Annotated in this window: 19 protein-coding genes; 10 read left to right on the forward strand and 9 right to left on the reverse strand. The window is 73.2% G+C overall.

The genetic code is table 11. The annotated features are described in order from the left end of the window. Positions 1-30 precede the first annotated feature (30 nt). The gene (locus AAC944_RS27910; protein WP_368397325.1) at positions 31-1554 is read right to left on the reverse strand and encodes a PucR family transcriptional regulator; all 1524 of its coding nucleotides are present in this window, start codon (positions 1552-1554) and stop codon (positions 31-33) included. Positions 1555-1724: 170 nt separating this feature from the next. Between AAC944_RS27910 and AAC944_RS27915 the strand changes: the two genes are divergently transcribed. After that, the gene (locus AAC944_RS27915) at positions 1725-3188 is read left to right on the forward strand and encodes a purine-cytosine permease family protein (RefSeq protein WP_051872246.1); all 1464 of its coding nucleotides are present in this window, start codon (positions 1725-1727) and stop codon (positions 3186-3188) included. Here the strand turns inward: AAC944_RS27915 and treZ are convergent. Both treZ and AAC944_RS27925 read right to left on the reverse strand, forming a co-directional pair. After that, a complete protein-coding gene (gene treZ, locus AAC944_RS27920; protein WP_030621928.1) occupies positions 3178-4968 on the reverse strand; it encodes a malto-oligosyltrehalose trehalohydrolase in 1791 nt (596 codons plus the stop codon). The two genes, AAC944_RS27915 and treZ, sit on opposite strands and share 11 nt — an antisense overlap. Before the next feature lie 65 nt (positions 4969-5033). Further along, positions 5034-5951: a GNAT family N-acetyltransferase gene (locus AAC944_RS27925; protein ID WP_030621930.1), complete on the reverse strand. Its 918-nt coding sequence runs from the start codon at positions 5949-5951 to the stop codon at positions 5034-5036. 287 nt (positions 5952-6238) lie between these two features. Here AAC944_RS27925 and AAC944_RS27930 point away from each other — a divergent pair, with 287 nt between their 5' ends. Further along, on the forward strand, positions 6239-6784 hold the full coding sequence (locus AAC944_RS27930) for an FHA domain-containing protein (protein ID WP_030621932.1): 546 nt from the start codon (positions 6239-6241) through the stop codon (positions 6782-6784). On the opposite strand, the gene treY is transcribed toward AAC944_RS27930, so the two are convergent. After that, the gene (treY, locus tag AAC944_RS27935) at positions 6771-9317 is read right to left on the reverse strand and encodes a malto-oligosyltrehalose synthase (RefSeq protein WP_030621934.1); all 2547 of its coding nucleotides are present in this window, start codon (positions 9315-9317) and stop codon (positions 6771-6773) included. The two genes, AAC944_RS27930 and treY, sit on opposite strands and share 14 nt — an antisense overlap. 121 nt (positions 9318-9438) lie before the next feature. Here treY and AAC944_RS27940 point away from each other — a divergent pair, with 121 nt between their 5' ends. Beyond that, positions 9439-10851, forward strand: a complete 1413-nt coding sequence (locus tag AAC944_RS27940; RefSeq protein WP_368396474.1) for an MFS transporter — start codon at positions 9439-9441, stop codon at positions 10849-10851. Here the strand turns inward: AAC944_RS27940 and glgX are convergent. After that, positions 10805-12934 carry a glycogen debranching protein GlgX gene (glgX, locus tag AAC944_RS27945; protein WP_030621937.1) on the reverse strand — a complete coding sequence of 710 codons (2130 nt, stop codon included), beginning with the start codon at positions 12932-12934 and terminating at the stop codon, positions 10805-10807. The genes AAC944_RS27940 and glgX overlap by 47 nt on opposite strands. A gap of 515 nt (positions 12935-13449) precedes the next feature. Between glgX and AAC944_RS27950 the strand changes: the two genes are divergently transcribed. Further along, on the forward strand, positions 13450-14688 hold the full coding sequence (locus AAC944_RS27950; RefSeq protein WP_030621938.1) for a DUF5919 domain-containing protein: 1239 nt from the start codon (positions 13450-13452) through the stop codon (positions 14686-14688). A gap of 78 nt (positions 14689-14766) precedes the next feature. On the opposite strand, the gene AAC944_RS27955 is transcribed toward AAC944_RS27950, so the two are convergent. After that, positions 14767-15483, reverse strand: a complete 717-nt coding sequence (locus AAC944_RS27955; RefSeq protein WP_368396475.1) for an SDR family NAD(P)-dependent oxidoreductase — start codon at positions 15481-15483, stop codon at positions 14767-14769. 153 nt (positions 15484-15636) lie between these two features. Here AAC944_RS27955 and AAC944_RS27960 point away from each other — a divergent pair, with 153 nt between their 5' ends. Next, positions 15637-16344 (forward strand): 3'-5' exonuclease, encoded by a 708-nt coding sequence (locus tag AAC944_RS27960; RefSeq protein ID WP_030621939.1) that lies wholly within the window; start codon positions 15637-15639, stop codon positions 16342-16344. Between the two features lie 305 nt (positions 16345-16649). Here the strand turns inward: AAC944_RS27960 and AAC944_RS27965 are convergent, their stop codons facing one another. Both AAC944_RS27965 and AAC944_RS27970 read right to left on the reverse strand, forming a co-directional pair. Then, entirely contained in the window at positions 16650-17510 is an 861-nt protein-coding gene (locus AAC944_RS27965; RefSeq protein WP_051872247.1) for an SAM-dependent methyltransferase, read from the reverse strand. A gap of 94 nt (positions 17511-17604) precedes the next feature. Then, on the reverse strand, positions 17605-18516 hold the full coding sequence (locus tag AAC944_RS27970; RefSeq protein WP_051872248.1) for an aminoglycoside phosphotransferase family protein: 912 nt from the start codon (positions 18514-18516) through the stop codon (positions 17605-17607). Positions 18517-18852: 336 nt separating this feature from the next. Between AAC944_RS27970 and AAC944_RS27975 the strand changes: the two genes are divergently transcribed. The 5 genes from AAC944_RS27975 to AAC944_RS27995 all read left to right on the forward strand — a co-directional run bounded on the left by AAC944_RS27975 (position 18853) and on the right by AAC944_RS27995 (position 24661). Continuing rightward, a complete protein-coding gene (locus AAC944_RS27975; protein WP_030621945.1) occupies positions 18853-19782 on the forward strand; it encodes a carbohydrate ABC transporter permease in 930 nt (309 codons plus the stop codon). Then, complete coding sequence (locus tag AAC944_RS27980) at positions 19779-20624, forward strand: carbohydrate ABC transporter permease (protein WP_030621947.1); 846 nt, start codon at positions 19779-19781, stop codon at positions 20622-20624. Before AAC944_RS27975 ends, AAC944_RS27980 begins: the two co-directional genes overlap by 4 nt. Before the next feature lie 23 nt (positions 20625-20647). Then, a complete protein-coding gene (locus AAC944_RS27985) occupies positions 20648-22000 on the forward strand; it encodes an ABC transporter substrate-binding protein (protein WP_030621948.1) in 1353 nt (450 codons plus the stop codon). Positions 22001-22311: 311 nt separating this feature from the next. Beyond that, complete coding sequence (locus tag AAC944_RS27990) at positions 22312-23514, forward strand: S8 family peptidase (protein ID WP_030621949.1); 1203 nt, start codon at positions 22312-22314, stop codon at positions 23512-23514. A gap of 124 nt (positions 23515-23638) precedes the next feature. Next, positions 23639-24661: a LacI family DNA-binding transcriptional regulator gene (locus tag AAC944_RS27995; protein ID WP_196943240.1), complete on the forward strand. Its 1023-nt coding sequence runs from the start codon at positions 23639-23641 to the stop codon at positions 24659-24661. Positions 24662-24696: 35 nt separating this feature from the next. Here the strand turns inward: AAC944_RS27995 and AAC944_RS28000 are convergent, their stop codons facing one another. Then, complete coding sequence (locus AAC944_RS28000; RefSeq protein WP_030621952.1) at positions 24697-25746, reverse strand: glycoside hydrolase family 43 protein; 1050 nt, start codon at positions 25744-25746, stop codon at positions 24697-24699. Between the last annotated feature and the right edge of the window lie 11 nt (positions 25747-25757).

The following is a 25757-nucleotide window of genomic DNA, read 5'->3' on the forward strand; positions in this document are numbered from 1 at the left end:
GAGGAGCGTGTGCCGGCCGGTGTTCCCGCGTCACACCCGACCGCCGCGCCGGATGCGGGTCGCCAGCCACAGGTCGAAGCGGTCGTCGGCGTCGTCGAGGCGGCGGCCGGTGAGGGCCATGGCCTTGTCGAGGCGGTTGCGGACGGTGTGCCGGTGGACGCCGAGGCGGCGGCTGGTGGTGTCCCAGGAGCCGCCGGACTCCAGCCAGGCGGCCAGCGTCGAGATCAGTTCCTCGCCGCTGTCCGCGAGGTCGAGGGGGCCGAGGACGGTGTCCGCGTAGCCGAGGAGGGTGCGCCGGTCGCCGAGCTCCAGGAGCAGCCGGCTGGCCTGACTCTCGCGGGCCTCGACCGGCTCGCCGGCGGCCCGGCTCAGGCCCAGCAGTCCGGTGGCCTGCCGCAGGGACGTCCGTACCGCCTCCGGGGCTGCCAGGGGGCCGAGGCCGGCCGGGCAGCCGGGTGCGAAGCGGCCGAGGACGTCGCGTACGTCCAGCTCCTCGCCGACCACGGCCTCGACCAGACCGCCGCCCTCGGTGACCCGTACGAGTCCGCCCGGTACGGCCAGGGCGAGGTCGGCGGCCGCTTCCTGGGCGGTCTCCCGGGGCGCTTCGACCACGACGCCACGGACGCGGTCGGCGGCCAGGCCCACCGAGGCGAGGATGTCCCGCGCGCGGCCCGCCGCCCGTTCCTGGCCGGCCTCCGGCTCGGCGAGCAGCTCGGCGAGCAGGGCGGAGCGCCGGCGCCGTTCCGGCTCGTCCATGAGGTGGCGCCGTTCGAGCTCCAGGGAGAGCAGGGAGATCAGGCCGGGCACGACGGCGCGGGCCGAGGCGTCGGGGCCGCCGCTCAGGAGGAGCAGCCCGCGCAGCCTACGGGCGCCGAGCGGCTGCACTTCCAGTTGCCGTCCGCCGGCCGTACTGGCGGCGCTGCCGCGCAGCCCCCGGGAGGCCACCCGGTCGATGAGGTCACGGGCGTCGTCCAGCAGGGGCTCGGCGTCCGGTCCGCCCGAGGCGAGGAGCCGGCCCAGGGGGTCCAGGACGGCGGCGCCGACCCCGGTGGCGGCCGTCCACTCCGCCAGCATCGGGCGCAGCCCGTTGTCCGTTGCCGCGGCGGTCAGCCGGCGCTGGGTGGCGAAGGCCCGCTGGAGCACCTGCCGCTCCTCATGGGCGCGCGCCTCGAAGACCGCCTTCGTGACGGCGATGAACGGCACCTCGTCCGGGACGGTGAGCAGCGGCAGCCCGGCCTCCTGCGCCGCGTCCACGAGGGGCTGCGGCGCCGCCTGGTACGGGAGCCCGTGCCCGAGACCGAGCGCGAGGGCCGCGGCGCCGCCGGCCGCCACGTCGGCGACGTACGCCCGGCAGTCCGCCGGTTCCATCGGGAGCAGCAGTCCGATGGTCATCAGCAGCTCGCCGCCCTGCAGCCACTCTCCGGGATGCAGCAGGTCGGAGACGGTGGCGGCCTCGATCGTGCGGTCCAGCAGCCCGGGCGCCGGGTCGCCGGTGACCGAGAGGTTCAGGTCGGCACGGGCGAGGAGGTCGGTGAGGTACAGCGGCATAGACATAGTGTCCACCACATAACTATCGGATGGACGATCGGGCGATCGAAGCGGCTCCGAACGGGCCCGTAGGTTCACACCACCGCGCTCAGCCGCAGGCCGCACCACCCCCGCCGGCCACCCACCGCCCCCAGTACGGCCTCCGAGCCGATCACCGCACCACCCGAGGAGGACCCATGGCCGCCCCCAGGGTCATCGAACAACGATCGATCGACTACGTGCCCGTGCGCGAGCGCCACGGCAAGGTCTGGCACCAGGGGCCGTTCTGGTTCACCGGGAACTTCGTGCTCACCACGATGGTCACCGGCTTCCTCGGCCCCGAACTGGGCCTGGGCCTGGGTATGTCCGTGCTGGCCGTCGTCCTCGGCGCCTGCTTCGGCACCTTCTTCATGGCATTCCACGCCAACCAGGGCCCCCGGATGGGCCTGCCGCAGATGATCCAGTCGCGGGCCCAGTTCGGCACCCGCGGCGCCATCGTGCCGTTCGCCGCCGTCGTCTTCGTGTACGTCGGCTTCAACGTCTTCAACGTGGTGCTGGCCACAGAGGGGCTGCAGACGGTCCTGCCCGGTGGCACCACCCTCTGGTACGCCCTGATCATCGCCGTCGCGATCGTCCTCGCGGTCGTCGGCCACGACCTGCTGCACCTCGTCCAGCGCTGGCTGACGTACGTACTGATCGCCGTCTTCGGCGTCCTCACCGTCGGAGCGATCGTCCAGCTCGACCCGGGTACCGCGCACGCCGCGGCCTCCGGAGGCGGCTCGACCTGGACCTCCTTCCTGGTCGTCTTCTCCGCCGCGGCCGGCTACCAGATCAGCTACGCGATCTACGTCTCCGACTACTCCCGCTACCTGCCGCGCGACGTCTCGGCCCGCAAGGTCATCTGGTGGACCTACGCCGGCGCGGCCGGCTCCGCCGTCTGGCTGATGTCGCTCGGCGCGCTGCTGTCCTCCGCGCTGCCCGAGCCGGGCGCGATCACCGGTATCCGCCAGGTCGGCAACGCCGTCCTGCCCGGCTTCGGCACCTTCGCCGTGGTGGTCTCCTCCGTCGCCCTGATCGGCATCACAGCCGTCAACGCGTACGGCGCGATGCTCACCACCACCAGCGCCGTGGACGCCTTCCGTACGGTCAAGCCGACCGTCCGGCTGCGGGTCGCCGGTATCACGGCGGTGGGCGTCGTGATCTTCACCGTCGCCATGCTGCTCCCGGAGAACTACCTGGAGAGCTTCAACACCTTCGTGCTGATGATGCTGTACTTCCTGGTGCCGTGGACCGCGGTCAACCTGGTGGACTTCTACTGCGTGCGGCGCGGCCACTACGCGGTCACCGCGATCTTCGACTCCCAGGGCGGCATCTACGGCCGCTGGTCCTGGCGCGGCATCGTCTCCTACGCCGTCGGCTTCGTCACGATGATCCCGTTCTTCGCCACGCACGCCTACGAAGGCCCGGCCGCCAAGGCGCTGGGCGGCGCCGACCTGTCCTTCGTACCCGGGCTGATCATCGGCGGCGGCCTGTACTACCTGCTCAACCGCAGCCTCGACCTGACCGCTGAGCAGGTCGCGGTCGAGGCGAGCGAGCGCGAGCTGGACGGCGAGCCGGAGGACCGCGAGTCGGCCGTCGCGCAGGGGGCCGTCAGCTCCTGAGCACCGCCACCGCGGCGGGCTCCAGCCGCAGCAGGCCGTCCGCGCCCCGTTCCGGGGGCGCAGGGCGGCCTGTGAGCGTCTGTACGCCCTCGCACGGCAGCGGGACCGCCGCGGTACGGGAAGGGTGCAGATTCACCGCGAGGTGCACGCTCCCGGGGCCTCGGGGCGTCAGCCGGTCCAGCCGCAGCCACCGGTCCTCCTCGTCGTACGCCACGCGCGTACGGGTCAGGTCCGGGTCCGTGAGGGCCGGGAGGTCGCGGCGGAGTGCGAGAAGCGTGCGGTACCAGTCGAGCAGCGCGCTGTGCGGCGCCCGCTCCGGTTCGCTCCAGTCCAGGCAGGACCGCTCCCGGGTGGCCGGGTCCTGCGGGTCGGGGATGTCCTCGGCCTGCCAGCCGTGCGCGGCGAACTCCCGGCGCCGCCCGTTGCGTACCGCCGCCGCCAGCTCCGGGTCGGTGTGGTCGGTGAAGAACTGCCAGGGCGTGCCCGCGCCCCACTCCTCCCCCATGAAGAGCATCGGCGTGTACGGGGCGCACAGCACGAGGGCCGCGGCGCACGCCTGGAGGGCGGGCGAGAGCTGCTCCGAGAGGCGGTCGCCGAGCGCGCGGTTACCGATCTGGTCGTGCGTCTGCGTGTAGCCGAGCAATCGGTGTGCGGGGGTGGCGCGTATGTCGAGCGGCGCGCCGTGCCTGCGCTCCCGGAAGCTGGAGTACGTATCGGCGTGGAAGAAGCCACTGGTCAGAGTGGTCGCCAGGGCCGCCATCGGGGCGCGCGCGAAGTCGGCGTAGTAGCCCTGGGACTCTCCCGTGAGCGCGGCGTGCAGGGCGTGGTGGAAGTCGTCGTTCCACTGGGCGTGCAGGCCGTGGCCCCCATACGGACGGGGCGCCGTGGTGCGCGGGTCGTTGAGGTCGGACTCGGCGATCAGGAACAGCGGCCGGCGCAGCTGCGTGCCGAGCGCGTCCACCGCCTCCGACAGCTCGGCGAGGAAGTGCCGCGCCCGGGTGTCGTGCAGCGCGTGCACGGCATCCAGGCGCAGCCCGTCGATGCGGTAGTCACGCAGCCAGGACAGGGCGCTGCCCAGGAAGTAGGCGCGCACCTCGTCGGAACCGGGGGCGTCGAGGTTGACGGCGGCGCCCCAGGGGGTGTGGTGGGTGTCGGTGAAGTACGGCCCGAAGGCGGGCAGATGGTTGCCGTACGGGCCGAGGTGGTTGTGCACGACGTCCAGGACGACGCCGAGCCCGTGGGCGTGCGCGGCGTCCACGAAGCGCTTCAGTCCGTCCGGGCCGCCGTACGGCTCGTGCACCGCCCAGGGCGCGATGCCTTCGTACCCCCACCCGTGGGTACCGGGGAACGGGCAGACCGGCATCAGTTCGAGGTGCGTGACGCCGAGGTCCTTCAGGTGCGGCAGCCGTTCGACCGCCGTGTCGAACGTGCCGCCGGGCGTGAACGTCCCGATGTGCAGCTCGTAGAGGACCGCGCCGGGCAGCCCGCGGCCCTGCCAGTCGTGCCGCCAGGCATACCGGGCGTGGTCCACGACAGCGGCGGGGCCGCCGGGGCCGTCCGGCAGCCGGGCGGCGCGCGGGTCGGGCAGCGGCCCGCCGCCGTCCAGCCGGAAGGCGTACCGGTCCCCGTGGCGGGCCGGTGCGTCCCCCTGCCACCAGCCCGTACGGGAGGGGCAGCGGGTCAGGGGGACGGTTACGGGGGCCGTGTGCCCACCCCCGTCGCCGCCCGTCCACTCCAGCTCGACCCGCCCGGCGTCCGGCGCCCACACCTCGAAGAGCACGACGGCCTCTCCCTCCTCGCCACGGCACGGCGGCACGCCCCCGGGACACCGATGCGTCCGCACGCCTACCTGTCGAAGAAAGCACGCTCCTGGGTGACGGGATACCCCGCCTTGGCGAATGCCGCCGCCATTGGGGTGTTGTGCTGGTCCGTGTCGGCGACGATCCGGTCCACGCCGAGCGAGGCCAGCTGGCGTGTGCAGTCGGCCAGCAGGTCGTAGGCGTAACCGTGGCCGCGTTGGCCGGGAACCACCCCGATGAAGCCCACGACGGGCGAGGTGTGGTTGCGCGCGGGGACGTGCAGGCCGACGAGCTCGCCCCCGGGCGTGTACGCCAGCCGCCACCACTCGCGCGGCGACGGGCACCAGTGGAAGAGCTCCAGCTCCTCGCGGGCGGCCTGCTCGATGCCGCCCTCGGCGATCGCCCGACGGGCGTGCGCGTCCAGTGAGCCCCGCTCCACCTCGCGGAGCACGTCCAGGATCACGTCGTCGTCCGGCTCCGGCCGGAAGACCAGCCGTCCCGGGGCCGCCGGCACGCCGCACCGCGGTGTCCAGGTGTACCGGAAGCGCTCGACCATCGGGCGCAGCCCGGCTGCCCGTACGGCGGCGGTGCGGGCTTCGGCGGCTGCCCGTACGGCGGGCTGCTCGCGCCACCCGGGTGGCAGCATCAGCGCGTACTCGGCCGACAGCGGCGCGGTACGCAGGATCTCCGTCGCGGCGGCCGCCTCGCCGGGCGCGAAGTCCAGCCGGTCCAGGGCGAGCGGGCGGATGTCGTCGGGGCCGGCCCACCACGCGGCGCGCGCCACGACGACGCCGTCGCGCAGCGCGACCCACGTCCAGTCGGGGCGGTACTCGCCGCCGGCCGCGCGCGTGGCGTAGGGACGGCCGAAGAGGTCGTGGCCCAGCAGCGGCGCTGTGGGGTCGTGCAGCGTGTGGAAGAGATGCGCGTCGCCTTCGGTGAGCGCGCGGATGACCAGGTCGGTCATGGGAGTCGGGTCCTCTCGGGAGGCACGCTCCCGACGGCCCGTCAGCGTATGGAGCGGGCGGCGCGGGAGCGCGCGAACAGGTCGATAGCCGTGCCGTACATGCCGTTCCGCCTCCTTCCGCTCGTGCTTCCGTGCTGTGCCGTGGACACTAACCGTTCCCCTGTGCGGAGCGCCAGGGAATTTCTTCGGAACTGATCGGGTCCGGATGCCGTCCTCCGAGGTGGAGGCCGGGTGTCGGACGGGCCTCGTCTGGACAGGAACACGGGCCGGGCCGGAGAATCATGAACATGTCATCGCTCGAATTCCCGGCAGTGCCGGCCCGGTTGTCGGATGCCGAGCGGGACCGCGCGCTGGAACTGCTGCGCGAGGGCGCGGCCGACGGACGGCTGTCCCAGGACACCTTCCTGCGCCGCCTGGAACTGGTGCTCAGCGCCCGCCACCGCAGCGAACTGGAGCGGGCGACCGGTGACTTGGCCACCCGCGGCCGCTTCGAGGCCGCCGTGCTGCGCGCGGTGGGCAAGGCGTCCGCCTTCCACCTCACGCTCCGCAGAGCCTGGCGCACGGAGCGCCTCCCCAAGCTCCTGCTGCCCGCCCCCGGGCCGTACCCCCTCCTGATCGGCCGCGCCCCGGGCGCGGGGCTGCGCCTGAACCACGACACGGTCTCCCGCTCGCACGCACAGCTCCGCGCCGCGGGGGACACCTGGCTGCTGCGCGACCTCGGCTCCATGAACGGCACCTACGTCAACGGCCGCCGCGTCCTCGGAGAGGTCGTCGTGCAGCCCGGCGACCACGTCACCTTCGGCAGCATGGCCTACGTGCTCACGGGGCCCTGAGCACGAGGAGCGCGACCGGCAGCCGGTCCAGGAGGGCGGCCAGCGGCACGGACGGGCCCTCGAAGTCCCGGCCCGTGAGCAGGTCGTGCCAGACCCCGGATGGCGCGTCCGGCAGCCGCAGGGCGGCCGCGTGCCAGCCGCCGGACTCCGCGAGACGCAGCGACAGCCGGGTGGCGACGGTCACCGCACGGTCGGCGCGGGCGAACGCCACGCAGTGGCCGTGCGGGTCTCCGGTGCTGCGCAGCGGCCGGTACGTGCCCTGCGGGCCGTACCACTCCGGATGCGCCCGGCGCAGCCGCAGCGCGGCGGCGGTCAGCCGCAGCTTCTCGGCGGAGAGGTCCGGGTACCCGTGCGGGTCACCGGCCGCGGCCCCGCCGCCGTCCACGTCGGCCAGGAACTCCGGGGAGAAGCGCGCCGGCGCCCGGTTGTCGGGGTCGACCAGCGCCGTGAACTCGCGCTCCGTGCCCTGGTAGAGGTCCGGCACGCCGGGCATCGTGAGGTGCAGCAGCGCCGCGCCGAGCACGTTGGCGCGTACGAAGGGGGCCAGCTCGTCGGCGAACGCGGCCAGTTCCGCCGCGGCACCGGGACTGCACGGCCCCGCCTCCAGGAAGTCCGTGACCGACTCCTCGTAGGCGGAGTCCTGCTCGGTCCAGGTGGTGTGCAGCCCGGCCTCCCGCACGGCCTTCAGGACGGCGGGCGCGAGCCGTCCGAAGGAGATGCCGTCGTGCCCGCACGACGAGGGGACGCCGGTGTCCGGCCCCGGAGAGGCCGCCGCGCCGGTGTCCGCCGCGGTCTCCGGGCGCGCCAGCCCGAAGGCCGTCTGCCAGGCCGTCCACGCCATCTGGGGGTCGGGCTCCGGGCTCTCCAGGGCGAGGGCCGTGCGGGTGTTCAGGCGGGACAGGACCTCACGCCAGCCTTCGGGGCACTCGCTCAGCGCCGCGATGCGGGCCCGGACGTCCGCGCTGCGCTTGGTGTCATGGGTGGACAGGACCGTCCCGGACGCCGGCCAGGCCTCCTGCAGGCGGGAGCAGAAGGCGTGGAACGCGTCCACGGTGACCGCCGGGCAGCCGGGATCGCCGCCGACCTCGCAGGCCGAGAGCAGCGGCGTGTACCGGTAGAAGGCGCGGTCCTCGACCGACTTGGCGTGCAGTGCCGAGGCGGTCTGCGCGAAGCGGGCGGCGAAGTCGGCGTGGTCCGCCGCCTCGTCGCCCTCGGAGCCGTCGCCCGGACGGCCCAGCGCGAGATCGCGTACCAGCGCGACGGAGCGGGCCTCCTCGGGTACCTCGAAGGACGCGGCGGCGCCCTCCGCCGCCGCGTCCAGCATCTCGGCGTCCCGCTCGGCGCACCACGGGTCCTGTGCGTACGGGCGGTACACGGGCAGCCGGACGAGCAGTTCGTGCAGCGCCTGGCGCAGGGCCCAGGGGGCGTGGTCGCCGTGGTGCGGCGCGCGCTCGCTGATGCGCGCGGCCGTACGCACCAAGCGGTCGATCTCGGCGGACAGTTCGTGGGTGACGACTTCGTAGGCGGCCTGCCGTACCGTTTCCTCCCAGTCGCCGCCCCGGTCCGCCAGGGGGGCCACGGTGTCGCGGTAGACCCCGTAGAGCAGGTCGGCGCCCTCCGGGCACACGAAGAGCCCGTCGATGTGGCGCAGCGCGTCGTAGCCCGTGGTGCCCGCGCACGCCCAGCTCCGCGGCAGCCGTTCGTCGCCGGTGAGGATCTTCTCCACGACCGTCCAGCGGCCGCCCGTGGCCTGCCGCAGCCGCGCCAGGTAGCCCGCGGGGTCCGCGAGCCCGTCCGGATGGTCGATGCGCAGCCCGTCGATCACGCCGTCCTCGACGAGCCGCAGCACCGTCGCGTGCGTCGCCCGGAAGACCTCTGGGTCCTCGACGCGGACCGCGATCAGCTCGGAGATGGTGAAGAAGCGCCGGTAGTTCAGCTCCGTGCGGGCCAGCCGCCACCAGGAGAGCCGGTACCACTGCGCATCGAGGAGCTGCGGGAGCGGCAGCCGCTCCGTACCGGGGCGGATGGGGAAGGCGTGTTCGTGGTAGCGCAGCACGTCCCCCTGGATGCGCATCCGGGGCAGCTCGTCGGCCAGCCGGCCGCCCAGTACGGGCATCAGCAGCCGCCCGCCGTGCCCGCCCTCCCAGTCGATGTCGAACCAGCGGGCGTACGGCGAGGCGGGACCGTCCCGCAGAACGGACCACAGCGGCCCGTTCAAGGAGACGGGGGCGGGCCGGGCCATGTGATTGGGCACCAGGTCCACCACGAGCCGCAGGCCGTGCGCGGCGGCGACCCGCGCCAGCGCGCGCAGCCCCTCCTCGCCGCCCAGTTCGGCGCGCACCACGGAGTGGTCCACCACGTCGTACCCATGCGCGGAACCGGGGACGGCGCCGAGCACGGGGGAGAGGTGCAGGTGCGAGACGCCCAGGTCGGCCAGGTACGGCACGGCCTTCTCGGCCGCGGCGAACGGGAAGCCGGGCTGGAGCTGCAACCGGTAGGTGGCGGTGGGCGGCGCGCTGAATTCGGGCGTCATGGGGACACACGTACCCGCGCGGTGCCTTGTTGCTTCATCCGATCGGGCGGGGTGTGCCCCGATTTTCGTTCGTACGTCCTGCCCATACTGGCCGGGGCGGCCGTGCCGATAGCGTCGGGCGATGACCGCTGTACTGGCCACCTACCGCACCGTGCTCGCGACGAGCGGCCCGGTGCTGCCCGCCGTCTCCTTCCTCGGCCGGCTGCCCACTGCCATGTGCCAGCTCGGCAGCGTCCTGCTGGTCGCCGAGACCAGCGGCAGCCTGGCGACGGCGGGCGTGGCGGGCGGCGCGCTGGCCGCCGGGCAGACCGTGGCCGGGCCGCTCATCGGCAGGCTCGCCGACCGGCGCGGCCAGCGTCCGGTGGTCCTGGCCGCCTGCTGGGCCAACGCCCTCGCCGTCACCGCCCTCGTACTCGCCGCGCTGTCCCACGTGGCCACGCTGCCGCTGGCCCTCCTGGCGCTGCTCGCCGGGCTCACCGTCCCCCAGGTGGGGCCGCTGGCCAGGACCCGGCTGGTCGCCCTGGTGCGGCGGGCCGGAGCGGACGAGCGCACGGTGAACGCCGCGCTCTCCTGGGAGGGCACCCTCGACGAGGTCTCCTTCGTGCTGGGTCCGGCGCTGGTGGGCGTGGCCGCGGCGGCCGCCCGTCCGGCCGCCGCGCTGGGACTGGCGGCGCTGCTCCTGGCCACGTGCGGTACGGCGTTCGCGCTGCACCCGACCTCGGGTGTGACGGCTCCGGGGACGCGGGAGGCGGACGCGTCCCCCGCGCGCGGGCACACCGCACGAGGTCCCTGGCGGCGGCGGTGCGCCGAGGCGCGAGAACGCCGCAGGGCGGCCCGGCGCGGCCGCCCCGGCATTCCGGGAGCCGTACACGCCCTGCGCGTCTCCATGGCCCTTCAGGGCGCCATGTTCGGCGCCTCGCAGGCCGGCATCACCGCACTGACCGAACGGCTCGGCGCCCCCGGCCACGCGGGCCTGGTCTACGCGGCGATGGGCGTGATGAGCGCCGTGGCCGGACTGTCGCTCGCCCTCGTACCGGCCCGGATCGGCCTGCCGACCCGCTGGCGGGCCGCCGCGGCGGGCCTGACCGTGCTCTCCGTACCGCTGCTGTTCGTCGGCTCCCTGGGGACGCTGTACGCGGTGGTCGTGGTCCTCGGCGCGGCCTTCGCGCCGCACCTCATCACGATCTTCGCGCTCACCGAACGGCTGGTGCCCGCCCGCCGGATGGCCGAATCGATGGCCTTCCTGACCAGCTCGGTCGTCGGCGGGCAGGCGCTCGCGCTGGCCCTCTCGGGGCGGCTGGCCGAGTCGTACGGCCCGGCCGCCGCCTTCGCCGTCGCGGTCGCCGCCGCCGTCCTCGTGCTGTGCCTGGCGCTGACCGTCCGCCTCCGTACCCGGCCGGGCGCCCCGGCGTACGCGGGAGCCCGGCCGGGCGGCGGCACGGACACGGCCTCCGGAGGCCAGGACGCGGCTCCGGCCGGCCAGGAAGTCAGGCCGGCCGCTGGAGCACCATCAGACTCCGCCCCACCAGGGTGAGCGTGTCGCCGGCGCGCACCTTGGGGCCGCCCTCGGCGACCGCCTTCGGGTCCGCGGTGTCGACCACGGCCTGCCACTGCCGCCCGTGGTCGATCGGGACGGTGAACTCCTTCTCCTCGCCGTGCGCGTTGAACAGCAGCAGGAACGAGTCGTCGGAGATCCGCTCCCCGCGCTTGCCCGGCTCGGAGATCGCGCTGCCGTTGAGGAACACCATCAGGGACTTGGCGTGCGCCGCCTGCCAGTCGCGCTGCCGCATCTCCTCGCCCTCGGCCGTGAACCACGCGATGTCCGACAGCTCGTCGTGCGTGCCCTCCATGGGGCGGCCGTGGAAGAAGCGGCGCCGCCGGAACACCGGGTGGTCCCGCCGCAGCCACACCATCTGGCGCACGAACTCCAGCAGCTCCAGCGCTTCCTTGCCCTCGCCGCCCTCGCCCTCTTTGGGCCAGTGCACCCACGCCAGCTCGTTGTCCTGGCAGTAGGCGTTGTTGTTGCCCTGCTGGGTGCGCCCGAACTCGTCCCCGTGGCTGAGCATCGGCACGCCCTGCGAGAACATCAGGGTGGCGATGAAGTTCCGGATCTGCCGGGCGCGCAGCTCCAGCACCTCGGGGTCGTCCGTCTCGCCCTCGGCGCCGCAGTTCCAGGAGCGGTTGAAGCTCTCGCCGTCCCGGTTCTCCTCGCCGTTGGCCTCGTTGTGCTTCTCGTTGTACGACACCAGGTCGTGCAGCGTGAAGCCGTCGTGGCAGGTCACGAAGTTGACGGAGGCCAGCGGCCGGCGCCCGTCACCCTGGTAGAGGTCGGAGGAGCCGGTCAGCCGGGACCCGAACTCCGCGAGCGTACGGGGCTCGCCGCGCCAGAGGTCGCGCACGGTGTCGCGGTACTTGCCGTTCCACTCCGTCCACAGCGGCGGGAAGTTGCCCACCTGGTAGCCGCCCTCGCCGACGTCCCAGGGCTCGGCGATCAGCTTCACCTGGCTGACCACCGGGTCCTGCTGCACCAGGTCGAAGAAGGACGACAGCCGGTCCACCTCGTGGAACTGCCGGGCGAGGGTCGCCGCGAGGTCGAAGCGGAAGCCGTCCACCCGCATCTCGGTCACCCAGTAGCGCAGCGAGTCCATGATCAGCTGGAGTACGTGCGGGCTGCGCATCAGGAGGCTGTTGCCGGTGCCCGTGGTGTCCATGTAGTACCGCGGGTCGTCGGTCAGCCGGTAGTACGAGAGGTTGTCCAGACCACGGAAGGACAGCGTGGGGCCCATGTGGTTACCCTCGGCGGTGTGGTTGTAGACCACGTCGAGGATGACCTCGATGCCCGCCTGGTGCAGCGCGCGCACCGCCGACTTGAACTCCAGCACCTGCTGGCCGCGGTCGCCCCAGGAGGCGTACGCGTTGTGCGGCGCGAAGAAGCCGATGGTGTTGTAGCCCCAGTAGTTCGCCAGTCCCTCGTCCACCAGACGGTGATCGTTGACGAACTGGTGTACGGGCATCAGCTCCAGTGCCGTGACCCCCAGCTCCCGCAGATGGTCGATGATCACGGGGTGCGCCAGCGCCGCGTACGTGCCGCGCAGCTCCTGGGGGAGCTCAGGGTGCAGCATCGTCAGGCCCTTGACGTGCGCCTCGTACATCACGGTCTCGTGGTAGTCCGTACGTGGCGGCCGGTCGTCGCCCCAGTCGAAATACGGGTTGACGACGACCGACGCCATCGTGTGCGGGGCCGAGTCCAGGTCGTTACGGCTGTCCGGCTTGCCGAAGTGGTAGCCGTAGACCGCCTCGTCCCAGTCGATGGTGCCGCTGACCGCCCTGGCGTAGGGATCCAGCAGCAGCTTCGCGGAATTGCAGCGGAGACCCCGGTCCGGCTCGTACGGGCCGTGCGCCCGGAAGCCGTACCGCTGCCCCGGCATGATGCCGGGCAGATACGCGTGACGGACGAACGCGTCGGACTCGCGGAGCTCGACCGCCGTTTCCGAACCGTCGTCGTGCAGCAGACACAGCTCGATACGTTGTGCCGCCTCGGAGAACACCGCGAAATTGGTGCCCGCACCGTCGTACGTGGCACCTAGCGGATACGCCTGTCCCGGCCAGACCTGCATGCGTCGACTCTTCCACTTCCTAGAGGGGCGCCGCGACGGACTGACGACCGCGGACCGAACCGGAATTCTTCCCCGATGAGCGGCGAACAGTGGGACGTTCGCGAGATCTTCGCCGAAAGGCAGGCAACCTGCCGCGAAAGAGGGTCCTCCGACCGGGGGAACGATCAGGTGTCCGACCGCAATCCTCATGTATAGCGACATAGCGCGAGAGAAGGGGTGTCCTGGGCGTGTCGCGACTCCTGAGCAATCACTTTCGGCCTCCTTCCCGGTGGCCTCCGATGTCCCGCCGGCCTCCTGACGAGGGGCGTGACGAGGGGAGAGTCCGCCGGGACTCCGGCGTGGCTCCCGGTGGCCCCACTATGACTCCGCTCACGCCCGTTTCCCTTTCCGGACACAACGGGCACGGCGAATAAGGGGAGTTGGTGGAAGAGTCGGCGCATCCGGCTGCACCCCCTCCCGGACCCGCAGTAGGGTGCCTTGATCGTTGGCGTGGGGGTTCGGAAGGCGGTGTACAGGTGAGCTCGGGCGGGTTGGAGTTGCCTCCTGGTGACGATGGTCATGAGGGCGGCTCCATCGACGCACCGCCCGGCGCGGTGTCCCTCGCACGCCCCCTGGAGATCGGGGCGGAGCTGGAGTGGGGTGCCGAGGCCTGGAGCGAGGTACGTACCCGCGCCAGACGCGCCGGGCGTGCCTACATCTGGCTGAATCTCGTCGAACAACGGCTGCGCGCCGTCGTCGCGGCCGTGCTGCGCCCCATCTACGAGCCGGTGCACGGCGACGAATGGGTGGTCGCGGCGGCCGGGCCCGCCGGTCAGGAGTGGGTGCAGCGCGCCGTCGCCGTGCGCGAGGTCAGCCGCCGCAAGGGGTACCTCCTCGATCCCGCCGACGACAACATCATCAGCTTCCTCACCCTCCCGCAGCTGCGCGAGCTGATGGTCCAGCACTGGCCCTGCTTCGAGCCGTACTTCGACGACCGGCGCGATGTCGAGCTGGCCCTCGACGAGCTGGAGGTCGCCCGCAACATCGTCTCCCGCAACCGCGCGCTCTCCGAGACGGTGCTCGCCCAGGCCGAACGCGCCTCCGCGCGCCTCCTGGAGATACTGGGCTCCGGCATCGGCACCCGTACGGCCGGGCGGCTGCCCATCGACGCGGTCGAGGACCTGGTGGGCGACCGCTACGCCGACGTCGTGGGCGTCCACCCCGACCGGGTGCGCCTCCAGCGCCAGCTGCCCGCCGAGGACCTCTTCGGGGGCGCGCGGCGGCTCGACGCGGTCGGCATAGGGCTGAACCTGCTCGTCCAGAACTACTCGGGCCGCCGGCTGGTCCGGCTGGCCGAGTCCGGCTGCCGGGTACGGCTGCTCTTCCTCAACCCGGCCAGCAGCGCGGTCCGCCGCCGCGAGCGGGAGCTGGGCCTGAAGAAGGGCGAGATGAGCCGGTCGATCGAGATGAACATCATGCACATGCGGCGGGTGCGGGCCCGGCTGCGCGACCCCGGCGCCTTCGAGATCCAGGTCTTCGACGAGACCCCGCGCTTCACGGCGTACCTCGTCGACGGCGACGGCCCGGACGGCATAGCCGTGGTCCAGTCCTACCTGCGCAGGAGCCGGGGCATGGAGGTGCCGGTCCTGGTGCTGCGCGGCGGCGGCCGGGAGGTCGTCCGGCACGAGGACGGCCGGGAGAGCGACCACGGGCTCTTCGAGGTGTACCGCGAGGAGTTCGAGAGCGTGTGGGCGGACGCGCGGCCGGTGTCGTGAGCCGCCCCGCCCGCCCGTGGCGGCCACCGGCTCAGGGCGTGCCCCTGATCCCGCCGTCGCCCCGCATCTCGATGCCGTTCACGTAGTCGGCGAGGGGCTCGCGAGGTACAGCACCGCGCCCGCGATGTCCTCCGCGCGCCCCAGCCGGCCGACGGGGTTGGGCGCGTACCGGGCCGCGGCCTCTGCCGCCGGCTCGCCGCGCTCCTCGAACATCCGGCGCGTCGAGGGCGTTTCGATGACGCCCGGGCTGACGCGGTTCGCCGTGACCCCCGTGCCGGCCAGGTGCCGGGCCAGGGTGGTCGTCATGTTCACCACCGCGGCCTTGGCGGCGGAGCACTCGACCATGTTCGGCAGCGGCGTGCGCACCGCCCGGCTGCCGATGTCGACCACCCGGCCCCAGCCGTGCGCGCGGAGCGCGGGCAGCAGCGCCTGCGTCGTCCGCGCCGCCGAGAACACGTTCCCCTCGAACGCCCGCTGCCGGTCCGCGGGCCGCACGCCGTCCCAGTCGTGCTCGGCGAACGGTCCGGCGTTGTTGACCAGGAGGTGCACGCCGGAGTCACGGGCCACGGCGGCCACCCGCGCCGCGCCGTCCGGCTCACCCAGGTCGCCGAGTACCACCTCCGCGCGTACGCCGTGCGCCGCCGCCCGGCGCGCGACCTCCGCCGCGGCGTCCGCGTTCCGCCCGTGCGCCAGTACGTCACAGCCCTCGGCCGCCGGCATCCCGGCGACCGCCGCGCCGATGCCGCCACTGCTTCCCGTCACCAACGCCCGCCGTCCGGCCAGTTGCAGGTCCATGAGGGAAACCCTGGGGACGAGGGGCGCGAAGGGCAGAAGCCGGGGGCGTTGTCAGTGGTGCGTGGGAGAGTGAGGGAACACGGGAACGCGGCCGTGCGGGACGCGGCGGGCGGTCGCGTGCGACACGGGGGACGCACCATCGAAGGAGGCCGCATGAGCTGGCACAAGGAACCACTGGTCGGCTTCGACCTGGAGACCACGGGCACCGACGTCGAGACCGACCGGGTCGTCACCGCCGCCGTCATCCGGCTCGACGCGGCCGGAGTGGCCGCACCGGCACTGAGCTGGGTCCTCGACCCCGGAGTGCCGATACCGTCCGAAGCGGCGGCCATTCACGGCTACTCGACCGACTTCGTGCGGCGGCACGGCCGCCCGGCCGCGGCAGGTCTGGCGGAGATCACGGAAGCGCTCGCGGCGGCGCTGGGCACGGGCATCCCGCTCGTGGTGATGAACGCCCGGTACGACCTCTCGCTGCTGGACCGCGAGTGCCGCCGGCACGGCGTCGCGCCGCTGTCCGACCGGCTCGGCGCGGACCCGGCGCCGGTCGTCGACCCGCTCGTCCTCGACAAGCACCTCGACCCCTACCGGAAGGGCAAGCGCACGCTCCAGGCGCTGTGCGCGCACTACGGCGTGGTGCTGGACGCGGCGCACGAAGCGGGCGCGGACGCCGTGGCCGCGGTCGGCGTGGCCCGCCGGATAGGTGCGAAGCACCCGGAGGTCGCCGGGCTGACGCTGCCCGCGCTGCACGGCCTCCAGCGCACGGCGGCGGCCGACCAGGCCGCCTCCTTCCAGCGCTACTTGCGCCGTACCGACCCGTCGGCCCGCGTCGAGCCGGCCTGGCCGCTGATACCGCGGGGCTGATTCCGCAGGGGGACGGTCGGCTCGCGGCGGACACCGGGAAGGGGCGGGCCGGGCAGGAAAGACCGGGACGCTGAGAGCCTGTGCCATCGCCCCGGTCGGATCAGCGAACGTCGTCCGGTGCGTGCGATCGCAAGGCGGCTGGAAGCCTCGAGGGGGCACCTCCCTGGCCCTCAAGGCCTTGGGGGAGGAGCTACCAGGGCGTTTCGGTATCGCCGCGAGGATGGGGTCTCCTCTGCTCGAGCGAAGCCGAGAGCTTGGGGAAGTGCCAGGCGGCGGGCGCCCGGCCGGGGTGAGGACACAGGCTCTTACGGATTCGGCAGGGGCTCGGCCGGGACGAGGGTGAGGTAGGCGATGCCGAGGAGGTCGCGGTAGCCGGCGAGCCAGGACCTGCGGTGGGCGTCGGCCCGTGCGCAGGTCTCGGGGGCGAGCGGATGGCCGGGGTGGGCGGCCAGCCACTCCTCCACGTCGCAGCGGTAGGCCGATTCGAACGCCTCCCACTCGTCGCCGTTCGCCGTCTCCACCCATGCCGGGCGGAAGCCCGCGTCGACGGCGAGGTCGACGAGTTCGGCCAGGCTCACATGTTCCTCGGGGGCGGCATCCGGCCACATCCGCGCCAGCTCCGCCGCGGCCGGCGGGCGCTGCCAGAAGCCCTCGCCGTACAGCACGCGGCCGCCGGGGGCGACGAGCCGGCGCAGCTCGCGCAGTACGGTGCGGAAGTTGTGCGGCGACTCGGGACCGCTCACGGCATGGCCGGCGCCGAGGCAGAGCACGAGGTCGGCGGGGCCCCGCGTGGTCCCGTGCCCGGACTCCTCGGCGAACTCCACGCGGTCGGCGAGGCCGCGGGCCGCGGCGTTCGCCCGGCCCCTGGCCAGGTCGTCCGCGGCGAGGTCGATGCCGATGCCGGTGGCGCCGGGCGTGGCGTCGAGCATCCGCAGCATGAACTCCCCCCAGCCGCAGCCGATGTCGAGCACGGTGGCCGGGCGGGCCGCGGCGAGCCGCTGCACCATCCGCCCCGCCCGCTCCTCGGACAGCGGCCCGTGGAAGTCGAGCCGGGTCAGCCGGGGCGGCCCGTCACCACCGGGCCCGGAGCCCGGTCCGTGGCCGGGCGTCGGCAGCGCCACGTCTGCGGGAGATGCGGAAGGTGCGGGAGGCGTGTTGTCGGGCATGGGGCGGGACGTTAGCCCGCGACAGCCCGCGCCCGGTACCGAATATCGGGCGCGCGGCCGTCCGCAGGGACACCGGACAGCGGGCAGGCGGCTGTCAGAAGGGGTACCAGCGCACCGACGCGTCGCCTTCGCGGAGGGAGGCGATGCGGCGGCGGAACTCCTTCAGGGCCGCGGGGTTGCCCGGGGCGTGCTGGGAGACCCAGGCGCAGCTGGCGGTCTCGCGGGAGCCGCGCAGTACGGCGCAGCCCTCCCAGTCCCGTACGTCCCAGCCGTAGGCCCGTACGAACGTGTCGTACGCCTCGGCGCCCAGGCCGTACCGGTCCCGGCTGAGGGCCATGACCACCAGGTCGTGCTCGCGCAGGTCGCGGGAGAAGGTCTCCAGGTCGACCAGGACCGGGCCGTCCGGGCCGACATGGACGTTGCGCGGCAGCGCGTCACCGTGGAGGGGGCCGCGCGGCAGGTGCGGCTCCAGGGCCGTCGCCGCGGCGGCGAACGCGTCCCGCCGGCCGCGCAGGTACTCCGCGTCCTCCCGCGACACCGCGTCCCCCGCCAGCCGCAGCCAGCGCTCCACGCCGCCCAGCAGCTCCCGCCGGGGCAGCTCGAACGGCGGCTCGGGCAGGGCGTGCACCAGCCGCAGCAGCTCGGCGAGGTCGGCGGGCCCGGCGGGCCGTACCGGCTCGGGCAGCCGCTCCCAGTAGGTGACGGGGTGGCCGTCCACCAGCCGGGCCGCCGGCTCGGCGGCGCGCACCGCCGGTACGCCCGCCTCGGCCAGCCAGCGCGCCACCCGCAGCTCCCGCTCGGCGCGCGCGAGCAGTTCGGCGCTGCGGCCCACGCGGATCACGGGGCCGGTCTCACCGAGCGCGAAGACGGCGTTCTCGCCGAGGGCGAGCAGCTTCGCGTCCGCCGCGGCGTCCGGCCGCCCGGCCGCGGCCAGCACGTCCCGTGCGCGCGACTCCGTGAAGGGCGTGCCCGGCGCGGAACCGGCTCCGCCACTCGCCTCGGTCATGGTGCTGCCTCCTGCGCTCCGTGAGCACCCCGGCGCGCTCCGGCTCCCCGGGCCGCCCCGATGTCTCGATCCCCCACAGTCTCTCAGGCGGGTCCGACACCCAAAGTTCGGCGGGTGCCGCTCCCCGCCCTCCCGCGTGTGCCGCTGCCAGCCCTCCCGCGTGTGCCGCTCCCCCCTCCCGGACAGATCCTTCCGGTCTTCCCTGCTGAGGCGTCTTGACGGCGTCCCCCGGGGTCACGACGATGACGACGGCTGTCCGCGCGTACGGGCGCGCGCGGCCGTTCCGTATCGGATGTACCGGACGTTTCGGACCGAGCCGCGCCAAGGAGCCCTGCCGTGACCCTCGCGACCGCGCCACGGCGGTCCGCCCGCCGCCCGGCCGGTGCCGGACCGCGCCGCGACCGCGGCGTGTGGTTCCTCGTGCTGCCCGCGCTGATCCCGATCCTCGTGCTGAGCGTCGGCCCCCTGTTGTACGGCGTGTCGCTGGCCTTCACGGACGCGCAGTCGGGACGTACCGAGCCCACCCGCTGGGTGGGGCTGCTCAACTTCGGTGACCTGCTCGAGGACACCCTCTTCTGGGAGTCCTTCCGCATCGGGCTCGTCTGGGCGGTGGGCGTCACCGTCCCGCAGTTCTTCCTCGCGCTCGGCCTCGCCCTGCTGCTCAACGAGAAGCTGCGGCTGCGCTGGCCGGCCCGGGCGCTGGCCATCGTGCCGTGGGCGATGCCCGAGGTCGTGGTCGGCATCATGTGGCGGCTCGTCTACCACCCGGACGCGGGCGTGCTCAACGAGACGCTGCGCGGCTTCGGGCTCGGCGAGGGCCGCGACTGGCTGAGCGGCCTGGCCACCGCGCTGCCCGCCGTCATCGTCGTGGGCGTCTGGGCCGGTCTGCCGCAGACGACCGTGCCGCTGCTGGCCGGCCTGCAGAACGTGCCGCGCGAGCTGCACGAGGCGGCGGCCATGGACGGGGCCGGCGCCTGGCGGCGGTTCCGTACGGTCACCTGGCCCGCGCTGCGTCCGGTGGCGCTGGCGATCACCGCGCTGAACTTCATCTGGAACTTCAACTCCTTCGCGCTGGTCTTCGTGCTGACGGACGGCGGGCCCGGCGGCCGCACCAGATTGCCGATGCTGTTCGCGTACGAGGAGGCGTTCCGGTACGGGCAGTTCGGCTACGCGGCGGCGATGGGGCTCGCGATGGTCGCCGTCATCGCCGTCCTGCTGGCTGTCTACCTGGCAGGCCGCCTGCGGGCAGGGGAGGACGACCGATGACCGCCCGCCGCGGACGTACCGCCGCCGCCCGCGCCGGCCAGTACCTGGCCCTGCTCGGCTATCTGCTCTTCCTGCTCCTGCCGTTCCTGTGGCTGCTCTCCACCGCCTTCAAGCCCCCGCGCGAGCTGGGCAGCATCGATCCCACCTGGATCCCGCACGAGCCCACCCTCGCCAACTTCCGGGCCACGTTCGACGAGCAGCCGCTGCTGCGCTCGGCCGCCAACAGCCTCGCGGCGGCGGCCGGGGCCGCGGTGCTGGCCGTCGTGGTGGCCACGCCGATGGCGTACGTCCTCGCGCGCTTCCGTACCCGGATGGCGCGCGCCGCGACCGGGTGGGTGGTGGTCAGCCAGGCGTTCCCGCTGGTGCTGGTGATCATTCCGCTGTTCCTGCTGCTGAAGGCGGTGCACCTGGTGGACTCGCTCGGCGGGCTCACCCTCGTCTACCTCGTGTGGTCACTGCCCTTCGCCCTGTGGATGCTCACCGGGTACGTACGTGCCGTGCCCGCCGAACTGGAGGAGGCGGCGGCCGTGGACGGGGCCGGCCGGGTCCGCACCCTGGTGTCCGTGACCGCGCCGCTCCTCATGCCCGGGATCGTCGCCACCGCGCTGTTCGCCTTCATCACCGCATGGAACGAGTTCTTCTTCGCGCTCGTCCTGCTCAAGTCGCCGGAGAAGCAGACGATGCCGGTCGTCCTCACGCACTTCCTCGGCGCCGAGGGCGTCGCCGACCTCGGTCCGCTCGCGGCCGCCGCCCTGCTCGCCACCCTGCCAGGGCTGGTCCTCTTCGCCGTCATCCAGCGCCGCATCACGGGTGGCATGCTGGCCGGGGCGGTGAAGCACTGATGCCCACGCCGCCGCGCGCTGCGATGCGCCGCCGTACGTTTCTCGGCGCCGCCGCCTCGCTGGGCGTCGCGGCCGCCCCCGTACTCGCCGGCTGTTCCGGGGGCGGAAAGGCGTCCGGCTCCCGGCGCCCCCTGCGCTTCCAGTCGCTGGCCTGGCAGGCGGAGTCCGTACGGGCCAACAAGGCGCTGGTGGCCGAGTGGAACCGGCTGCACCCCCGCAGTCCGGTGGAGTACGTACAGGGCGCCTGGCCCACCGTCCACGACCAGCTGCTGACCGCCTTCGAGGGCGGCGAGGCGCCCGACATCATCCACGACGCCTCCGACGACCTCGCGGACTTCGCGTACGGCGGTCACCTCGCCGATCTCACCGGTCTGCTGCCGGACCGGCTCACCGCCGACATCCCGGAGCACAGTTGGCGGACGGGCACCTTCGGCGGGCGGGTGTACGGAGTGCCGTTCCTCCAGGAGCCGCGCGTCCTGATCGCCAACCGGAAGCTGCTGCGCGCCGCCTCCGGAGTGCGCGTGCCGACCCCGGAGGACCCCTGGAGCTGGGAGGAATTCCGTGCGGCGGCCAAGGAGCTGAGCCGCGAAGGGGGCGGCGGAGGGGACCGCGACGGGCGCCGGGACCGGGACACGGACGGGAACGGGCGGCGGTACGGCGTCGCCTGGCCGCTCAAGGAACCGGTGTCGGCGACCCTCAACCTCGCGCTGTCGACTGGTGGCCGGCTCTTCCACCGCCGCGCCGACGGCCGTGCCGAGATCCGTTTCGACGCCGCCGACCAGGTCGTGCCGCGAACGGTCCACGACCAGGTGAACGTCGACGGCAGCGCGGCACGCACCACCCTGGGCATGGGCGGCTCGGACACGCTCCCCGGGTTCTTCGCCGGGCGGTACGCGATGGTGCCGCTCGGGTTCTCGTACCGGCAGCAGATCGTTCAGCAAGCCCCTGAAGGGTTCGCGTGGACGGTGCTGCCGGCGCCCACGGGGAGCGCGCACGCCCAAGGCGTGAGCCCGCAGACGCTGTCGATCGCCGCCGACTGCCCGCGCAAGGAGGAGGCGATGGCGTTCGTCGCCTTTCTGCTGCGCCCGGCGAACATGGTGCGCCTCGCGCTCGGCGACTGGATGCTGCCCACGGGCACCGCCGCGCTCCGCGATCCCCGGCTGCGGGTGCGGAAGTACGGCTGGGCCACCGGTACGGCGCTGGCCGGCACGCTGCACGCCGCGCCCGCGCAGTCCGTGCGCGGCTATCCGGAGTGGAAGGACAAGATCGCCACGCCGGGGCTGCAGGAGTACTACAGCGGCGCGATCGGTCTGGCGGAGCTGCGCGGCCGGCTGGTCGAGGACGGCAACCTCGTGCTCGCCCGGTACCAGCGCTGAGTCTCCACGCCCTTTACGCCCTTTACCAGAGCTGAGTGTCACGCGTCTCTCACAGGGCATTTATTTCCCCATGTTGCTGCACTGTGACGCGAGTTGAGGCAACCACCGTCAGCTTGAGTGCTCAATTTGACCGAGTGTGACGGGATTTGCATTTTTGCAGGGTTGTTGCCTATGTCACACCCGCGGGGGAGCCTTGAATTGGACGCGTCAATCAGTCAGGGTTTCGAGCCAGCCCGGAGGAGATCTTCTCGTTTCCCCGGGTGATCACGCAACGCTTTCCCCCCACACCACGAACGAGGAGAACCCTCGCCATGGCTCACAAGCGTTCCAGCAAGAAGCGGCTGATCACCGGCATAACCGCCGTCGTCGCCGCCACCGGCATCGCGGCCGTCACCGCGGTCACCGCCGACGCCTCCCCCGCAGAGGGGAAGATCTACGGCGCGAGCGCCAAGTCCGCCGTCAGCGGCAGCTACATCGTCATGCTCAAGGACCAGGCGCGTACGGCCGAGAGCAAGGACCTCGCCGCGGAGTACGGCGGCAAGGTCGAGCGCACCTACAGCGCCGCCCTCGACGGCTTCTCCGCGACCGGCCTGAACGAGACCGAGGCCAAGCGGCTCGCGGCCGACCCGGCCGTCGACAAGGTCGTCCAGAACAAGAAGTTCTCCATCGACGCCACCCAGGACAGCCCGCCGTCGTGGGGCCTGGACCGCATCGACCAGGAGGACACCGCGGGCGACAGCAAGTACACCTACCCGGACAGCGCGGGTGAGGGTGTCACCGCGTACGTCATCGACACCGGCGTGCGCACCACGCACAAGGACTTCGAGGGCCGCGCGTCCTCCGGCTTCGACGCGGTCGACGGTGACGACAACGCCGACGACGGCAACGGCCACGGCACGCACGTCGCGGGCACCATCGCCGGCGCCGCGCACGGTGTCGCCAAGAAGGCCAAGATCGTGGGCGTCCGGGTGCTGGACGACCAGGGCTCCGGCACCACCGAGCAGGTCGTGGCGGGCATCGACTGGGTGACCAAGAACCACAAGGGCCCCTCGGTCGCGAACATGTCCCTCGGCGGCGGGGCCGACGAGGCCCTCGACGCGGCCGTGCAGAAGGCCATCGAGGCCGGTGTCACCTTCGGTGTCGCGGCCGGCAACGAGTCGACCGACGCCGGCCAGGGCTCGCCGTCCCGCGTCAAGGAGGCCATCACCGTGGCCGCCAGCGACAAGGACGACAACCAGGCCGACTACTCCAACTACGGCAGCGTCGTCGACCTCTACGCCCCCGGCACCGACATCACCTCGGACTGGAACGAGGGTGACGACGCCACCAACACCATCTCGGGCACCTCGATGGCCACCCCGCACGTCGTGGGCGCCGCCGCGGTCTACCTGGCCGGACACCAGGACGCCAAGCCCGCCGACGTCGCCAAGGCGCTGACCGACGGCGCCACCCCGGACAAGATCGCCAACCCGGGTGAGGGCACGCCGAACAAGCTGCTGAAGATCGTCGAGTAGGTTCCCCGACGCCGCCCGGCCGGGGAACCGGCCGGGCACCGCCGCCGGCCGCCGCGCCCGCCCCCACGGGGCGTGGCGGCCGGCGGCTTCGAGCGCGTGAAGCGGAGTGCGTAGCATGGCACGCGTGGCGCATACGGTGGGTATCAAGGATGTCGCACGTCAGGCCGGCGTCTCCATCGGCACGGTCTCCAACGTGATCAACCGTCCCGACATGGTCGCCAAGGAGACCCGGGAGCGCGTACAGGCGGCGATCACCGCGCTGGGCTACGTCCGCAGCGAGTCGGCGCGCCAGCTGCGCGCTGGCCGCAGCCGGATCATCGCGCTGCTCGTGCTGGACATGGCCAACCCCTTCTTCGTGGACGTCGCGGCGGGCGCGGAGCGTGCCGCGCGCAAGGCGGGGCTCGGCGTGATGCTCTGCAACAGCGCCCAGAGCCCGGCCGAGGAGGCGGAGTACCTCTCCCTCTTCGCCGAGCAGCAGGTGCGCGGCGTACTGATCACCCCGGCCGATCTCACCGGCGGCACGCTCGCCCGGTTCCGGCCCCGCGGCATCCCGCTCGTCTTCGTCGACCGCGTCCTCGGCAGCGGTGAGGGCTGCTCGGTCTCCGTGGACGACGTGGCGGGCGGCGCGCTGGCGGCCCGGCACCTGGTCGAGCAGGGCCACGAAGGGCTGGTCTACGTCAGCGGGCCGATGTTCCTGACCCAGTGCCAGGACCGGCGGACCGGGGCGCTGCAGGCGCTGCGCGAGGCGGGCCTGCCGGAGTCGGCCCTGCGGCACATCGAGACCGAGCGGATGGACGTGGCGGCGGGCCGGGACGCCGGCGCCCGGCTGCTGGGCATGTCGCCCCGGCCGACCGCCGTGTTCTGCGCCAACGACCTGCTCGCCCTCGGGGTGTTCCAGGCGCTCTACGGCGCCGGGGTGGCGGTCCCGGAGGACATCGCGCTGGTGGGGTACGACGACATCGAGTTCGCCGCGGCCGCCGCCGTGCCGCTCACCTCCGTACGGCAGCCGGCCCGGCAGATGGGCCGGACGGCGGCCGAGATGCTCCTCGAGGAGACCGGCGACCTGGCGGCGGCCCACGAGCACCGCCAGGTCGTGCTCGCGCCGGAGCTGGTCGTCCGTGCGTCCACCCTTCCGGGCCGCGCCTGAGAGAGCCGGCCGGGCCGCCCGGCCCGCAGACGGCCCTACGGGACCGTGTCCGCCACCGGCACCCCGAAGTCCGGCGTGCCGTCCGCGTGCCATCCCAGCTTCTGGATGCGGGTGTGCCGGTTGGGGTCGTGCAGAGGATCGCCGGTGATGTCCCGGTACTGCCGTGCGTGGTACACGAGCACGTCGGTGCGGCCGTCCTCGGCGACCGTGAAGCTGTTGTGCCCCGGGCCGTACTGACCGGTGGTCTCGTTGCTGGTGAAGACCGGTACCGGCGACTTGGTCCAGGAGGCCGGGTCGAGCAGGTCGGCGCGCGCGTCCGCGGTGAGCAGCCCCATGCAGTAGTTGCTGTCGGTGGCGCTGGCGGAGTACGTCATGAAGACCCGGCCGTTGCGGATGAGGACCGAGGGGCCCTCGTTCACCTTGAAGCCGCGGGTCTCCCAGTCCAGGACCGGGGAGGAGAGCCGTACCGGCGGGCTGCCGAGCGTCCAGGGGTTGCGCAGCCGCGCGAGGTAGAGGTTGGAGTTGTTCACGATGCCCGGCTCCTGCTGGGCCCAGGTCAGGTAGCGGACGCCGCGGTGGGTGAAGGTGGAGGCGTCGAGGGAGAAGGTGTCCCAGGGGGTGAGGAGGCGGCCCTTCTCCGTCCAGGTCCCCTTGAAGGGGTCGGGGTGGCGGTTCTCCAGGACGTACATCCGGATCTTCCAGACGTCCTCGGCGCTGCCCGCGGCGAAGTAGAGGTACCAGCGGCCGTCGATGTGGTGGATCTCCGGCGCCCAGATGTGGGCGCCCATCTCGCCGGTGGTGTGCTTGCGCCACAGCACCGCCTCGGGCGCGTCCGCGAGGCCGCGCAGCGTGCGGGAGCGGCGCAGGACGATGCGGTCGTACTCCGGGACGGTCGCGGTGAAGTAGTAGAAGCCGTTGGTGTGCCGGAAGATGTGCGGGTCGGCGTGCTGACGGACGAGGGGGTTGGGGTACGGCGCCGCGGGGCGGCGCCGGCCGGTGGCGGCGTGTGCCGTGCCCGGCAGGGCGGCGGCCGCGCCCATGGCCAGGGTGCCCAGTAGGACGCCTCTTCGGCCGGGTGCGTGCATGGTGCTCTCCT

Source organism: Streptomyces sclerotialus (genome assembly GCF_040907265.1).
GTDB lineage: Bacteria > Actinomycetota > Actinomycetes > Streptomycetales > Streptomycetaceae > Streptomyces > Streptomyces sclerotialus.

Bases quoted from the DNA above. Each gene is read 5' to 3' on its own strand.
- AAC944_RS27985 (WP_030621948.1), top strand. From the start codon at position 20,648: ATGCGCCGCCGTACGTTTCTCGGCGCCGCCGCCTCGCTGGGCGTCGCG.
- AAC944_RS27910 (WP_368397325.1), bottom strand. From the start codon at position 1,554: ATGTCTATGCCGCTGTACCTCACCGACCTCCTCGCCCGTGCCGACCTG.
- AAC944_RS27915 (WP_051872246.1), top strand. From the start codon at position 1,725: ATGGCCGCCCCCAGGGTCATCGAACAACGATCGATCGACTACGTGCCC.
- AAC944_RS27940 (WP_368396474.1), top strand. From the start codon at position 9,439: ATGACCGCTGTACTGGCCACCTACCGCACCGTGCTCGCGACGAGCGGC.
- glgX (WP_030621937.1), bottom strand. From the start codon at position 12,934: ATGCAGGTCTGGCCGGGACAGGCGTATCCGCTAGGTGCCACGTACGAC.
- AAC944_RS27980 (WP_030621947.1), top strand. From the start codon at position 19,779: ATGACCGCCCGCCGCGGACGTACCGCCGCCGCCCGCGCCGGCCAGTAC.
- AAC944_RS27965 (WP_051872247.1), bottom strand. From the start codon at position 17,510: ATGCCCGACAACACGCCTCCCGCACCTTCCGCATCTCCCGCAGACGTG.
- AAC944_RS27990 (WP_030621949.1), top strand. From the start codon at position 22,312: ATGGCTCACAAGCGTTCCAGCAAGAAGCGGCTGATCACCGGCATAACC.
- AAC944_RS27925 (WP_030621930.1), bottom strand. From the start codon at position 5,951: ATGACCGACCTGGTCATCCGCGCGCTCACCGAAGGCGACGCGCATCTC.
- AAC944_RS28000 (WP_030621952.1), bottom strand. From the start codon at position 25,746: ATGCACGCACCCGGCCGAAGAGGCGTCCTACTGGGCACCCTGGCCATG.
- AAC944_RS27970 (WP_051872248.1), bottom strand. From the start codon at position 18,516: ATGACCGAGGCGAGTGGCGGAGCCGGTTCCGCGCCGGGCACGCCCTTC.
- AAC944_RS27930 (WP_030621932.1), top strand. From the start codon at position 6,239: ATGTCATCGCTCGAATTCCCGGCAGTGCCGGCCCGGTTGTCGGATGCC.
- treY (WP_030621934.1), bottom strand. From the start codon at position 9,317: ATGACGCCCGAATTCAGCGCGCCGCCCACCGCCACCTACCGGTTGCAG.
- AAC944_RS27955 (WP_368396475.1), bottom strand. From the start codon at position 15,483: ATGGACCTGCAACTGGCCGGACGGCGGGCGTTGGTGACGGGAAGCAGT.
- AAC944_RS27960 (WP_030621939.1), top strand. From the start codon at position 15,637: ATGAGCTGGCACAAGGAACCACTGGTCGGCTTCGACCTGGAGACCACG.